The sequence below is a fragment of the Chryseobacterium turcicum genome (assembly GCF_021010565.1).
GTDB classification, from domain to species: Bacteria; Bacteroidota; Bacteroidia; order Flavobacteriales; family Weeksellaceae; genus Chryseobacterium; species Chryseobacterium turcicum.
Genome location: NZ_JAJNAY010000001.1, coordinates 816,458 through 830,358 on the forward strand (window position 1 = coordinate 816,458; position 13,901 = coordinate 830,358).

The following is a 13,901-nucleotide window of genomic DNA, read 5'->3' on the forward strand; positions in this document are numbered from 1 at the left end:
TAATTTAATTAATTGTTACTTTGTTCTTTTTTAACCAAATCTGCTGTTTGCCTTTGATTAACTGTACCGATGCAAAAGTTCGGGGTTCATTTATTTTAATGAGTACCTGAATTTCGTTTTGGTCTTCTTCATTTAAAGTTTCAAATGCCTTTAAGACTTCAGATTCATCAAATATGATTGTTCCTTCATAAATTTCTTTTCCTTCAAACCAACTGAGATAAATTTTCTTTGGAACTGCTCTTTGCTTTTCAAAATTCCACTTTAAATCTGAAGGAATATTTTTAAATGTATTTACTTCTTTTTCACCAAATAAAAATTCTTTTTCACTATTTATTAAATAATAGTCAACCTCATCCGTAATACCATTATTAGGAAGTTCAACATTAATTCTCCAATTATATTTTTTCCTGTAATCATCCCACAACCCGTACGGAATTGGCTTGCCTTCATTGGTTTCTGCAACTTCTTTTGGAACAATTCCAAACTCGTGTATTATTTTATGTTGGTAATCGGGATTAAACATATTTTTTCTAGGACCAGGGCTCAAAGCATCAATATCTTCTTTCGGAATAACTATTTTTTTACTCTGATATCTTCCGACTTCTACCTGTCGTCCTGCTCCTGAAAGCCAAACGACAACAACGCCTCCCGGAGCAAACCCTACAATAATTTGGTTGAAATTTTCTTTTCTTGGTTGCGGATTATCTTTACTCATAGATGGTACAAAATATCCATCATTAAAAAGTTTTAGCATCTTCTCATAATCAAGATCGGTGTCTATTTCATAAAAGATTTTCTCTGCATAAGAAACCCAAATCGTATGCAGATGATTAGGGATACTTTTTTCCCCGTTGCTCATGCCTCTGTTTGCCGCACCCCATTCTCCGCCAGTTGTTCCACTGAATAAGCTGGTGAATTCTCCATTCGGAGCCGTTAATCCTCCACTAAAAACATCTACAGGATAGCCCAAAGGAGCTGATGTAGCATCTAGCCATTCATATTTCGTCATTTTTTCTGTTTTTGGGTTCTGCTTTTTTTCCTGACACGACATTTGGATTAGAAAAACAAAGCTTACTATATATTTTAGTAATCTGATCATTGGTAAATTGTTTAGGATATTTTTTGTACTCAAATTCTGTTATCCTTTATTAACCTTAGCGTCTATTTTGCCTAATATCTTAGCAACACCTGAACTCTGAAGTAATAGGTCTCCATTTTCTGCTTTGTGCGTTGTAGTGGAAGTTGTTTCCTTTAAATTTCCAGCGATATCCACTGTTTTGTTTTCGTTCACCGTTTGCTGATAATTTTGCGAAGTAAATCGGTGATCTTTTGTTATATTAATTAAATGATCATTACCTACTTGCGTTTTCATATCTTTTCCGACATTGATAGTAAGGTTTTCTCCGGCATTGAAAGTCATATTTTTTGGTGCAGTCACAGTAATGCTTCCATCGCCATCCATAAAATAAGTATTACCACTTGGATCTAGAATGGTTACACTTTTGTCATCATCATTCATCAATATTCTGATTCCGCTTTTGGTTTGAATGGAGCGCATGTGATTGTTTAAACCTCCTCCCAAACCAATCTGTCCATGGAACATTCCGCCCATTACAAAAGGAAAATCAGGATGATGATATTCAAAACCCACCATTACCTGATCTCCAACTTCCGGTATGGCAATATATCCTCTGTTTTGTGTAATCTGATCAGTTCCTCCCGCATCAGGACTCATCATTCTAATAAAATGAGTCGTGTCGTTAAGTTGCCAGTCAAATCTTACCTGAATTCTTCCTTGATTTAACGGATCCGTATTTGAAATTACCGTTGCAATTTGTGGTTCTGCATTAGGTAAATTAAATTCGGGTTTAGGCAAAAAACCTGTTCCTTCTGCAATAGCTTCAAAGGTCCCAGTATAATATCCTCTGATATTTACTTCATGTGAAACCTCGGTAATCATTAACTTAGTGAAATAAGAAGTTTGATTGGTGTCTGATTTTCTCATTTCTAAATCTGCAATACAACCAGGGTGTAAAAAGGGAACAGATGTTGTTCCTGAAACGCCAAATACTTCCACGGCGGCACTTCCGGCAGCACTTTTTTGCGAATCATCTAAATCTATCGGCAGATTGGCATTGATGGGTGATGATATCAAAGAATGAACATTGTAAATACCACTGTTAAGCTGATATGCTTTATCCGCCAGTTCACCTAAATGTTTGATTTCGGAAGCAGAACTTTGAAGCTTTGAATGATTACCACTGTTGTATCCGAAGAATTCGGGCTTGATGTGTACTGCTTTTATTTCAACACAAATGTCGTTGACGTTACTTCCGTAAATAAGACGTATTGATTGTTCTTTCGGTGGCAATTTTCCGAAATGAAGGATTTCGCCATCATAGTAAAACTGTTCACCATAAGCTTCTGCTATTCTCGATAGGTAATTGTAATGAGTTTCTTTGTATTGTGCGCTGTAGCTGATGTAGCTTTTATTTTGAGTATTAATTTGATAATCAAATTTTTCTGAGCTTATAGTTTCTTTGATTATTCTCTCGGCAATAATAGAAGTATTGACGGCCTGAGTTCCTCCAAAACTTTGAGTATGTGGCGCAGAATCCATCAAAATAGTAGGGCTGAATCCTTTTAAAATGACATTTCCAAGGCTCATTTTTTCCTGACTGTATGCAACTTTCGTGATGATTCCTACAAAAGTTCTCTCCGGGCTCTCACTTTCAGAATCTTTATATTTAAAAACTACCGTTAGGCGCTTTCCTAAAAAAAATTGAGCCTCCTGCAAATCATGGTTTTCTACTTCTCCTAAAGAGTCATGTGCCAAAATCAATTCAAAAGCATGGTGCTTTCTGACGCTCTGCTGAAGTTTAAAATGTTTGAAGTGGGCAATGATTTTACCATCAATCACAATTTCTAGCTTTACTATACGCTGTACACCAGAAATATTGTTTTCTGCAATTTTATCTGCATTGGTTATAATATTTTTCATCGTGTTTTGATTTGGTTGTGATTTTATAATTAAAATTACATAAGTTTTATCATATCTTAAATTTGATTTTTAAATATTTGAAAAATTGTAGTAGAACTACGATATTTTTGATGACTAAATTTTTATTTTCAATGTTAATTTTTAATTAAGCAATCCTTTTCCACAAATGAATTTAGAACTTACCTTTGTGAAAAAGAATTAACCTTTTTATATTGAGTGACAATGAGAAGAAGGCTTAAATGCATCATACATCAGTTTTAAAATTAATTTATGGAAATTAGAAATTTAAAAAATAGTAATATTGAGGAGCTTTTATCGGTGTTTAATAGGTCTTTCTCAGATTATATTGTTCCTTTTCATCTGTCACTTGAGCAACTGGAACTAAAAATTGAATTAGAGAAAATAGATATGAATCTGTCTGTTGGTGTTTTTGAATCTGATAAGCTGGAGGGATTTATTCTTCAGGCTTGGAAAGAAGAAAACGGACAACACCTCATTTATAATGCAGGAACGGGAATTACTCCGGAATACAGAGGAAAAGGGTTGGTGAGGAAAATGTATGATTTCATACTTCCTGTTTTAGAAGAGAAAAAAGCAGATATACTTACTCTTGAAGTCATCGAAAGAAATCATCCTGCCATCAGGGCATATGAAAATCTAGGCTTTAAAATCACTAGAAAGCTCCTTTGCTTCAACGGGATTATTGAACTTAAAGAAAAAAATACAGATGTATCGATAGAAGAAATGGATAGCTTTCAATGGAAAGTATTTGAGCCTTTCTGGGATATAAAGCCGTCGTGGCAGAATTCCAGCGCTATCCTTACCGATAGAGAAAAGAAGTATAAAATCTTAGGTGCTTACAAACATCAACAACTTGTAGGATATGCTGTTTACAATCCTAGTGCGAGGAAAGTGTGTCAAATTGCTGTTGATAAAAATTATAGAAGACAGGGCATTGGAACAGAGCTTTTCAGAATCATTGAAAAGTTGTGTGGCGGGCAGGCTGTATCTGTGAATAATGTAGATGATAGTTCAGAAAATATTTCAGCTTTTCTAGAAAAAAGGATTGGACTTAAAAACTGGCTTTCTCAGTTTGAAATGAATAAAGAGATTTAATATACTTTTCATCGTATAAATTTTTATGGGAAAAGGGTAGGCCGTAACTTTGCGAAAAATTTACTAATGAAGCGAGGAATACAAATTGTACTGCTGTTTTTTTCTTTAATGATTTATGCTCAGAATGCCCCTGTCGATACGGCTCAGATAGTCGTTTCAGAACGAATAAATAATGCTGAAGCGATGCAAAAACCATATGTTATTATGATTTCTGCAGACGGTTTCAGATATGATTATGCTCAAAAATACAATGCTCAAAACCTTTTGAAGTATTCGACTAAAGGGATTCAGGCGAAAGCAATGATTCCGAGTTACCCAAGCATTACTTTCCCGAATCACTGGACATTGATTACCGGATTGTATCCTTCTCATCACGGTTTAATAGATAATTTTTTCTACGATTATCAACGTAAGCAAGCCTATGCAATGAGCAATCGCCAAAATGCAGAAGACGGAACTTGGTATGGTGGAACTCCACTTTGGAGCTTGGCAGAAAAACAAGGAATGATAAGTGCTTCTTTGCAATGGGTAGGTTCGGCAAGCGATGCTGGCGGAATGAGACCAACGTATTATTATCCATATCACGAAGAATTTAAACCTTCAGAAAAAATAGATAAAGTAATCAATTGGCTGAAACTTCCGGAAGATAAAAGACCACATTTTATTTCATTATATTTCCCTGAAGTAGATGGAGCAGGGCATCGTTTTGGCCCTGAAACGAAAGAAACTGAAACTTCAGTGCATCTAATTGATGAAGCAATTGGAAATCTGGTGAAAAAAGTAAATGAATTAGGATTAAAAAATGTGAATTTTATTTTCGTTTCCGACCACGGAATGATAAAAGTTGATAAGGGAAATCCTCTCGAAATCCCTCAAATCCTTTTTGATAAAACAAGGTTCGATTATTATAATTCTCAGACTTTATTAAGAGTCTATGTGAAAAATTCTGATGAGGTAAAAAGCGTTTACAAAGAATTGAAAGCCAATAAAACGGAAGACTACGAAGTTTATTTAGATAAAAAATTACCAAAATATCTTCACTTCGGAACGAAAGATGACCGATACAACAGAATAGGGCAAATTTTATTACTACCCAAAGCTCCAAAAATATTTCTGGAAAGAGATAAAAGAACTTCAATAGGAAAACATGGTTACAATCCAAGAGTTGTTCCTGAAATGAAGGCTACATTTTTTGCTTGGGGACCAGAATTTAAAAATAATCTGGTGATTGATGAGTTTGAAAATATTAATGTTTATCCTTTGGTTGCTGAAATTTTAGGTTTAAAAATGAATGAACCGATTGATGGAAAATTGAAAGTTTTAAAAGAAACATTAAAGAAATAATTCAAGAGTCCTGAAGGGACGATTTACTGAAGGATAGGATAAAATCCTATCAATAAAAAAATCAGCAAATAATTTCGGCGAGCCAAAGGCTCGCCGAAATTATTAAATTAACCAAAATAGATTAAGCATTAAACTTACCTGCAAATTCCTTAGCAAAATCTTCCAATTTAACTTTTCCATCAACAACAGAACCGTGCTCAATAAAATCTTTCTGTACAATTCCCGTTCTTATTCCTCTTCCCATTTCGGTGTAGAGTTCGGCCATTTCCTGAGGAAGTCCGGCTTGAAGCATTCCGTTCAGAGAATCTTCATCTTTAAACTCAATCCATGGAAGTTCTGGTTTGCCGATGGCTTTTCCAAAAACTTGGGCAAAATCAGTACCTGTAAGTTCATCACTTACAATATATTTTACATTTTTGCCCTCAGAATCTTTAACTAACTCTTCAGCTGCAGCTTTGGCAATATCTGTAGGATGTACCAACGGAACTTTCGCATCTTGAGGGAAATTAGCTCCGATAATTCCTGCGTTTTTTATCAAAGGAATATCATTAAGAAAGTTTAAGTAAAAATATCCGGCTCTTAGGAATGTTACTGATGTGTTTTCTAGATTATTGTAGAGTTTTTCGATAAAATGAAGACCTTTAATCGGTCCGTTTTCCACAGGAGATTCTGCACCGATACTGCTCAACATGACCACCTTTTTTACTTTAGTCAGATTGATAGCTTCTGCATAATTTTTTCCTGCATTAATGGTGTTTTCCACAATGTTTATTCCGCCCATGTTTGGGGGAGTCATTAAAAATGCTGCATCTGCTCCCTCAAATGTTTGTACTAAAAAATCTAAATCAGTGATAGAGCCAATCGCTGCTTGAGCTCCTAAGTTTTCAATTTCATTTTTTTTAGATTCATTGCTGCTTACAACGGTAATGTCGTGGCCTTCTGCGATTAATTGTTGAGTAAGAGGCTTTGCTACATTTCCTAACGAACCTGTGATGATAATTTTCATAATAATTTTTATTTTTTCGTTGATAAATATTTTTTATTTATGAGAACAAAGGTATATTTGTACATACTTTTATACAAGTACTTACCCTAAAGTATGTATTATGGCAGCTATTAAAGAAAGTTCTACTATTCAACAGAATAAAAAAATTGCATTAGGTCTTTGTCCGGTAACGTATGTGATGGAAAAGATTGGCGGCTATTGGAAACCGATTATTTTATATCATCTTTCGACAGGTGATAAAAGATACAGTGAACTAAAACGGGCTATTCCTGCGGTTACAGAAAAAATGCTCATCCAGCATTTAAAGCAATTGGAAAATGACGGATTAGTCATAAGAACGGCAAAACCTGTGGTTCCGCCGCACGTAACTTATAATTTAAGTGAATCAGGAAAAGGATTAATTCCCGTTATTCAAGCCATGGCAGAATGGGCTTTCAAAGAAATGGAAGGTGAGTACAAATAAAATTCCTCTTCTTTGAAGGAGTGGATTTTGCGAAAGTAAAAAGACAGGATATTTAAAAATAATTAATTAAATCCTCGGAAAAATCAATCATCCAATTTAGGCTTTAGCCAAAAGCTAATAATATTTACTTCAAAAAAAGACTCTCCAAAAAATGAAGAGTCTCCAATATTTTAAAGATTGAAAACTACAAAGACTGCATATCAATCACAAAACGGTATCTCACATCGCTTTTCAGCATTCTCTCATACGCTTCGTTAATGTCCTGCATTTTGATGATTTCAATTTCAGATACAATATTATGTTCACCGCAGAAATCAAGCATTTCCTGAGTTTCGGCAATACCTCCGATTACTGATCCTGCAACAGATTTTCTTCCCATAATCATTGTTGGAGTAAACAAGCTGTCTTCCATTTTACCAATAAATCCTACCAAAACATGAGTTCCGTTGATATTTAAAGTCGTGATATAAGGATTTACATCATGATCGTAAGGAACTGTGTCGATAATTAAATCAAATTTTCCTTTTACAGAATCCATTTGAGAATCATCCGTAGAAATAACGACATGATCTGCACCCAATTTTTTAGCATCTTCCGTTTTCCCAGGAGTTCTTGAGAATAAAGTTACTTCAGCACCCAAACCTTTTGCTAATTTAATCGCCATGTGTCCTAATCCACCTAAACCTACAACGGCAACTTTAGAATTGGCTCCAACTTTCCAGTGTTTTAGAGGTGACCATGTTGTAATCCCCGCACAAAGAAGAGGTGCAACAGCAGCCAAATCTAAGTTTTCAGGAATTCTTAAAACATGTTCCGCATCGACTACAACTTTTTGAGAATATCCTCCGAAAGTATGACCTCCCAAATGCTCATCTTTTCCGTTATATGTTCCTACGAAACCATTTAAACAGTATTGCTCCAAATCTTGTTTGCAGCTATCGCAATGTCCGCAAGAATCTACAATACAACCTACTCCGGCAAGATCACCTACTTTGAATTTTGATACTTCACTTCCTACTTTTGTAATCTTTCCGATAATTTCATGTCCGGGAACAGATGGATATTTCGATCCTCCCCAGTCATTTCTTGCAGTGTGAAGATCAGAGTGGCAAACTCCGCAGTACATAATTTCAATTTCTACATCTTTTGATGTGGTTTCTCTCCTTACGATGGTCATTTCTGCTAAATCGGCAGTTTTAGATTCCGCACCGAAAGCTTTTACAGTGAATGTGTTCATTTATTTTTAAGTTTTAATTTTCTGTTCTTAAGTATATGATATTTTTTAACCGCAAAAGCGACAAAATATTTTATGATGGATAAGTTATTCAAAAGCTAACAAAACAAGCGATAAATGAAAATTTTTCATTTTGTAAACTTTTAAAATTCTATTATTTCAATCATTTCTTTTGATTCTTTTGCGGTTAAAAAACATTTTAAGTTTTCTATTATGTATTAATTTTTTCTATTACAAAATTCGACAGTTTAAAGGTAAAAATACTTATACAAATTACAGAAAGATTTACCAATTTTACTTACAACTTAAAATGTCGATCAGAAAGTTATAATTTTGAATTAAAATTTAAAGTAGATTTCATGGAAAATCAAGTGGTTGAGGTTTTTAATAATGTTTCAGAATATAATAAAATGCTGAAACATGAAACGCTGCACCCGATGGTAAGTGTAGTTGATTTTTCGAAGTCAGATCCTATTTGTCAGCATATAAGGCAGTTTGGTTTCTATACCGTTTTTCTGAAAGATGTGATGTGCGGCGACATACAATACGGAAAACACAGCTATGATTATCAGGAAGGAACTTTGGTTTTTATTGCTCCGGGACAGACTTACGGAATTTATAATGCAGATGCTTACATTCAGCCTGCAGGTTTTGCCTTGATTTTTCACCCTGATTTAATTAAAGGAACCAATTTGGGTAAAAACATCAAAGATTATAATTTCTTTTCTTACGATGTTCATGAAGCATTACACCTTTCAGAAAAAGAAAGAGAGACTATTCTTGAATGTTTTAAAAACATCAAATTCGAACTTGAACAATCCATCGATAAACACAGCAAATCATTAATTGTAAACAATATTGAATTGTTTCTGAATTACTGTATGCGTTTCTACGACCGTCAGTTTATCACGAGAGATCACGTTAATCAGAATTTTATAGGAAAGTTTGAAAAATCCTTAGATGATTATTTAAAATCAGATAAACCTAAGAATTTAGGGTTTCCTATGGTCAATTATTTTGCTGAGCAACTCAATCTTTCTGCCAATTATTTTGGTGATCTTATTAAAAAAGAACTTGGGATTTCTGCCCAGGAATATATTCATAATAAACTGATTGATGTCGCCAAAGATCAGATTTTTGACTCTTCAAAATCCATCAGTGAAATTTCTTATGATTTAGGTTTTAAATATCCACAGCACTTTACAAGATTATTCAAAAGCAAGGTGGGAGTTTCTCCAAGTATATTTAAATCTCTAAACTAAATTTTTGATAGCATACAAGAAACAAAATTTGTAAATTGTATTCGTAAACAGATTTAAAGTTTATTGCTTGAAGAGATAACCAATGGGCACAAATCAAACTAAGGGTACACATACTTTTTACACTTCTTTTGGAAGAATTATTGCTTTCAGAGAAAACGGAATTTTAAAAGCTAAAAATATCCGTTATGCATATTCTGAAAGATTTAAAAAACCGATTGCTGTACAGCCGTCGCTTGGTGAAATTATGTTTCCTGAGAAAACACCTGCTTGTCCGCAAAATATAAGTCCGCTTTTAGAAAAAATGATTGGTAAGACCAATTTAGATAATTTTGAAGTGGATGAATCACCTCAATTTATTTCAGTTTTCAGACCAGAAAATTGTGCAGAAAACGAAAAGTTATCTGTCATTGTTTGGATTCATGGCGGCTCTTACGAAATTGGCTGTGGTGATATCCCTACTGCTGATCCCACCGATTGGGTAAAAGAGCAAAATGTTATCGTTGTAACGGTTTCTTACCGCTTAGGAATTTTTGGATTTCTAGGTGGAAACGAAGAAAAACCTGCTAACTTAGGCTTGTTTGATTTGATTGAAGCTCTGAAATGGATTAAAAATAATATCGAATCTTTTGGTGGAGATTCAGAAAATATTACCCTTTTTGGACAGTCTTCAGGTGGAGATCTCATCGCCCATCTTCTTCTTTCAGACGGAATCGAAAATTTATTCAAAAGAGTAATTATTCACAGTGCTCCTTTGGGTTTAAGGAAAAACCGACAAAAAATGGTTACTGAATTTTTGAAAAATACTCAGATTTTTAATGATAAGTCGGATATTTTAGAAATCATTGAAAACTATAAAAATCTTGCTCCTTCTTTTTTGAAATACGGATTAAAAGCAGCAATGCCTTTCGGGCCGCAATATGGTTTTCCTCCTTTGTGTAATGAATGGGAAGCCGAAGAAAAATGGAAAGAAAAAGCAAAAAAAATTGATGTTTTAATAGGTTTAAATGATGAAGAAACGTCTTTCTATCTAAAAACTTCAGATACGATAAATAAATATTTTCCCGTAAAGGTTTTAAATAGAGCAATTCGTACGACTACAGAAATTATTTATGGAAAACCGGCAGAAGATTTTGCGAAAGACTTTGCCCGTGCTGGTGGAAATTTATATTTATTTAGAATTTATCCACGTTTTATGGTTTCAAATTATTTTTTAGGAGCTCATGCGATTGATTTGCCTTTTATTTTTGGGAATGAATCTGCCTGGAAAAATGCCGGAATTTTAAAAAATATTCCCTGGAAATATATGGATGAAAACGGAAAAAAACTAAGAAAACTCTGGACTGAATTTGCCAATACCGGAAAGATCTCTGATGATTCTGAGAGACCTGAAATACTTGAAGTTTTTAAAGTGTAAGAACCAGGTTAAATTTAAATAATTTATCTCGTAGATTAGCAGGTTTATTTAAACCAAACGCATTAAAATCTGTGAAGTTTATTTTAATGTGAACTCGATATAAAATCAAACTCATTCATCACATTGACTTGAGTAAAATTGGCTTTATCCAAAATTTACACTAAGTTTTGGCTAAAGCCGAAGGAATATTTGCAATGTGTAAATGGGCTGAAGCTCAGTCCTATTGAATTAATTCGATGACAACTAAGATTATAAAAATACGTTAAATGATTCAATAGAGGTAGGCTTCAGCCCACTAATACAATCGAAATTCTTCAATGGCTTTAGCCGAAACTTAATATTCCGCAGGAATCTCTTTATCTTTAAATGGGTTTGGGAACATTCCTCGTTGCGCTTCGTTCTGCTTTATATGACAAAGTCATCATAGAACCAACCTTACAATCAATCTCAACCTTCATTTAATTATTTAGAATTATTCAAAATATGACGAATGTCATAAAAATTTTGTCACGTTGCAAATTCTTTTTAAATTTACACCTAACAAATGTTAGTTAGCTACAAGTATGGATTTTTCAGTTGAATATTTAGAGCTCAACCAATTGAGACAGCTCCAATCGGAAAGATTGGTGAATTTGGTGAGCTATTTAGAGCAGAAGTCAGATTTTTATAAAAGAAAATTTGAAGAATTAGAAATATCAACTGACGTAATAAGGACAATTGAAGATATTACGAAACTTCCGATTACTTACAAGCAGGATTTAAGAGACAATTATCCGTTCGGATTATTTACCGTTCCCAAAAATGAATTGCAAAGAATTCATTGTTCAAGTGGAACAACAGGAAAACCAACGGTTGTAGGATATACAAAAGAAGACGTTGATTTATTCAGCGAAGTGGTTGCAAGATCTTTAAATGCAGCCGGAGCAAAACCTGGAATGCAGTTACACAACGCTTATGGTTACGGAATTTTTACCGGTGGATTAGGACTTCATTACGGTGCTGAAAAATTAGGAATGAGCGTTCTTCCGATTTCTGGAGGAATGACGACAAGACAGGTCGATTTAATTATAGACTTTAAACCGGAAGTGATTTGTTGCTCGCCATCTTATGCATTAACAATCGCTGATGAATTTGCAAAAAGAGGGATCTCGGCAGATGAAATTAGTTTAAAATATGCTGTTTTAGGTTCAGAACCTTGGACGGAGATTATCAGACATCACATCGAAGAAAGATTGGGCGTTCATGCAACCAATATTTATGGGTTAAGTGAAATCATAGGTCCTGGAGTTTCAATGGAAGATTTTGAGGAAAAAGGAGGAGCTTATATTTGGGAAGATCATTTTTATCCTGAAATTTTAGATCCCATTACAAAACAACCCGTTCCATTTGGAGAAGAAGGTGTTTTGGTAATTACGACTTTGACAAAAAAAGCAATGCCGCTTTTACGATATTGGACGAATGATATCACAAGTCTTTTTTATGACGAAAACTCGAAAAGAACAATGGTTAAAATGAAACCCATTCTTGGAAGAGCTGATGATATGTTGATTGTAAGAGGGGTAAATGTATATCCGAGTCAGATTGAAGAAGCATTTTCTCATGTGGAAGGGGTCGTTCCTAATTATTATTTAACACCGATTGAGAAAGAACAAATGTGTGTTGCTTTGGATATTGATGTTGAAATTGATGACGAATTAATTGCTTCAAAAAAATTAAATCAAAATACCGATGATTATGCTATTTTTGTCGGAAACTTTGGCAAAAGCATCGAAAACGAAATAAAAAAACGAGTAGGAATCACCACGAAAGTGAAAATTCATGCTCAAGACAGTCTTCCAAAATGCGAAGGTGGAAAAATTAATAGAATACTAAAAACAAAATGAATTCATTTTATAAATTAAAAACCGTTAGGGTTCAGAAAGATACAACAGATGCCGTGAATGTAGCTGTTGAAATTCCTGATGAGCTGAAAGATAAATTCAGATTCAAGCAAGGCCAGTATCTTAACTTTAAAATGATGATTGACGGTAATGAAGAGCGTCGTTCATATTCAATCTGTAATGCTCCAAGTGAAAAAAGTAACACGCTGGAAGTTTTGGTTAAACTTTTAGAAAACGGAAAAGTTTCAGGTTATTTCAACGAACATCTTCATATGGATGAAATTCTTGAAGTAATGCCTCCAATGGGCGGTTTCAATACGTCTTATCACCCGACAAACGTGAAAACTTACGTTGGTTTGGCTGCAGGAAGCGGAATTTCTCCAGTTTTATCGAATATTAAAGAAAGTCTTTATCAGGAGCCGAATTCAAATGCTTATTTGTTCTACAGCAACAGAAGCATGAGTCAGGTGATGAAAAAGGCTGAAATCGATAAGTTGGTAGAAACTTTTAACGGAAGACTGAAAGTTGTTTATTTGGTAAGTCGTGAAGCACATGCAGACCCAATTTTTGAAGGTAGAATTTCTCCTGAAAAGCTAGACCATCTTTTTGAAAGATATGCAGATATCGATGTAAAAGAATCTACTTTCTTTATTTGTGGACCTTCAGAAATGATTAAAGGAATTGCTGATTATTTAAAGAAAGATAAAAAAGTTCCTGCCATTCAGGTTTTGTTTGAATATTTCTCGGCTCCGGATGAAGAAGATACTGCGGAAATGAGCGATGAATTCAAAGCGATTGCCAATATAGAAAGTATGGTAACGGTAATCATTGATGATGATGAGTATTCTTTCCATTTGAATTCTAAAAAAGAAAGTATCTTAGATAAAGCATTGAAAGACAATCTTCCAGTACCTTTTGCTTGCAAAGGAGGAGTTTGTTGTACGTGTAAAGCGGAAGTTCTCGAAGGAGAAGTTTTCATGGAGAAAAACTACGCGCTTACGGAAGAAGAAGTAGCCAGAGGCTTCGTTCTTACTTGTCAGTGTCACCCAACAACGAATGTGGTGATGCTAAATTATGATGTTTAATAGAATTTGAAAATGAGGAAATGTGCTAATTTGAAAATGCCATTATTGTGTTTCAATTTTCAATTTACCTAATTCTCAAATTTTCAAATTAATTAA

11 protein-coding genes are annotated in these 13,901 nt (G+C 34.2%); 7 read left to right on the forward strand and 4 right to left on the reverse strand.

What is annotated here, in order from left to right; all coding sequences use genetic code 11:
- Nucleotides 1–4: 4 nt before the first annotated feature.
- Nucleotides 5–1,099, reverse strand: coding sequence for a DUF2931 family protein (locus tag LO744_RS03855; RefSeq protein ID WP_230667260.1), 1,095 nt, complete (start codon nucleotides 1,097–1,099; stop codon nucleotides 5–7).
- A gap of 39 nt (nucleotides 1,100–1,138) precedes the next feature.
- Nucleotides 1,139–3,001 (reverse strand): type VI secretion system Vgr family protein, encoded by a 1,863-nt coding sequence (locus tag LO744_RS03860; RefSeq protein ID WP_230667261.1) that lies wholly within the window; start codon nucleotides 2,999–3,001, stop codon nucleotides 1,139–1,141.
- A gap of 270 nt (nucleotides 3,002–3,271) precedes the next feature.
- Here LO744_RS03860 and LO744_RS03865 point away from each other — a divergent pair, with 270 nt between their 5' ends.
- Together LO744_RS03865 and LO744_RS03870 are read left to right on the forward strand one after the other, a co-directional pair.
- Nucleotides 3,272–4,117 (forward strand): GNAT family N-acetyltransferase, encoded by an 846-nt coding sequence (locus LO744_RS03865; protein ID WP_230667262.1) that lies wholly within the window; start codon nucleotides 3,272–3,274, stop codon nucleotides 4,115–4,117.
- 66 nt (nucleotides 4,118–4,183) lie between these two features.
- Nucleotides 4,184–5,461, forward strand: coding sequence for an alkaline phosphatase family protein (locus tag LO744_RS03870; protein WP_230667263.1), 1,278 nt, complete (start codon nucleotides 4,184–4,186; stop codon nucleotides 5,459–5,461).
- Nucleotides 5,462–5,582: 121 nt separating this feature from the next.
- Here LO744_RS03870 and LO744_RS03875 read toward each other — a convergent pair whose 3' ends face one another.
- A complete protein-coding gene (locus LO744_RS03875; RefSeq protein WP_230667264.1) occupies nucleotides 5,583–6,467 on the reverse strand; it encodes an NmrA family NAD(P)-binding protein in 885 nt (294 codons plus the stop codon).
- 100 nt (nucleotides 6,468–6,567) lie between these two features.
- On the opposite strand from LO744_RS03875, the gene LO744_RS03880 reads away from it, so the two are divergent.
- A complete protein-coding gene (locus LO744_RS03880) occupies nucleotides 6,568–6,930 on the forward strand; it encodes a winged helix-turn-helix transcriptional regulator (RefSeq protein WP_317207245.1) in 363 nt (120 codons plus the stop codon).
- 184 nt (nucleotides 6,931–7,114) lie between these two features.
- On the opposite strand, the gene LO744_RS03885 is transcribed toward LO744_RS03880, so the two are convergent.
- Nucleotides 7,115–8,167 (reverse strand): NAD(P)-dependent alcohol dehydrogenase, encoded by a 1,053-nt coding sequence (locus LO744_RS03885; protein ID WP_230667265.1) that lies wholly within the window; start codon nucleotides 8,165–8,167, stop codon nucleotides 7,115–7,117.
- A gap of 356 nt (nucleotides 8,168–8,523) precedes the next feature.
- On the opposite strand from LO744_RS03885, the gene LO744_RS03890 reads away from it, so the two are divergent.
- From LO744_RS03890 to LO744_RS03905, 4 genes are all read left to right on the forward strand, one after another.
- Nucleotides 8,524–9,426 carry a helix-turn-helix domain-containing protein gene (locus tag LO744_RS03890; RefSeq protein ID WP_230667266.1) on the forward strand — a complete coding sequence of 301 codons (903 nt, stop codon included), beginning with the start codon at nucleotides 8,524–8,526 and terminating at the stop codon, nucleotides 9,424–9,426.
- An 82-nt stretch (nucleotides 9,427–9,508) separates the two neighbouring features.
- Nucleotides 9,509–10,840 (forward strand): carboxylesterase family protein, encoded by a 1,332-nt coding sequence (locus tag LO744_RS03895; protein ID WP_230667267.1) that lies wholly within the window; start codon nucleotides 9,509–9,511, stop codon nucleotides 10,838–10,840.
- Nucleotides 10,841–11,403: 563 nt separating this feature from the next.
- A complete protein-coding gene (locus LO744_RS03900; RefSeq protein WP_230667268.1) occupies nucleotides 11,404–12,723 on the forward strand; it encodes a phenylacetate--CoA ligase family protein in 1,320 nt (439 codons plus the stop codon).
- Nucleotides 12,720–13,805 (forward strand): 2Fe-2S iron-sulfur cluster-binding protein, encoded by a 1,086-nt coding sequence (locus LO744_RS03905; protein ID WP_230667269.1) that lies wholly within the window; start codon nucleotides 12,720–12,722, stop codon nucleotides 13,803–13,805. Before LO744_RS03900 ends, LO744_RS03905 begins: the two co-directional genes overlap by 4 nt.
- Nucleotides 13,806–13,901: the final 96 nt, after the last annotated feature.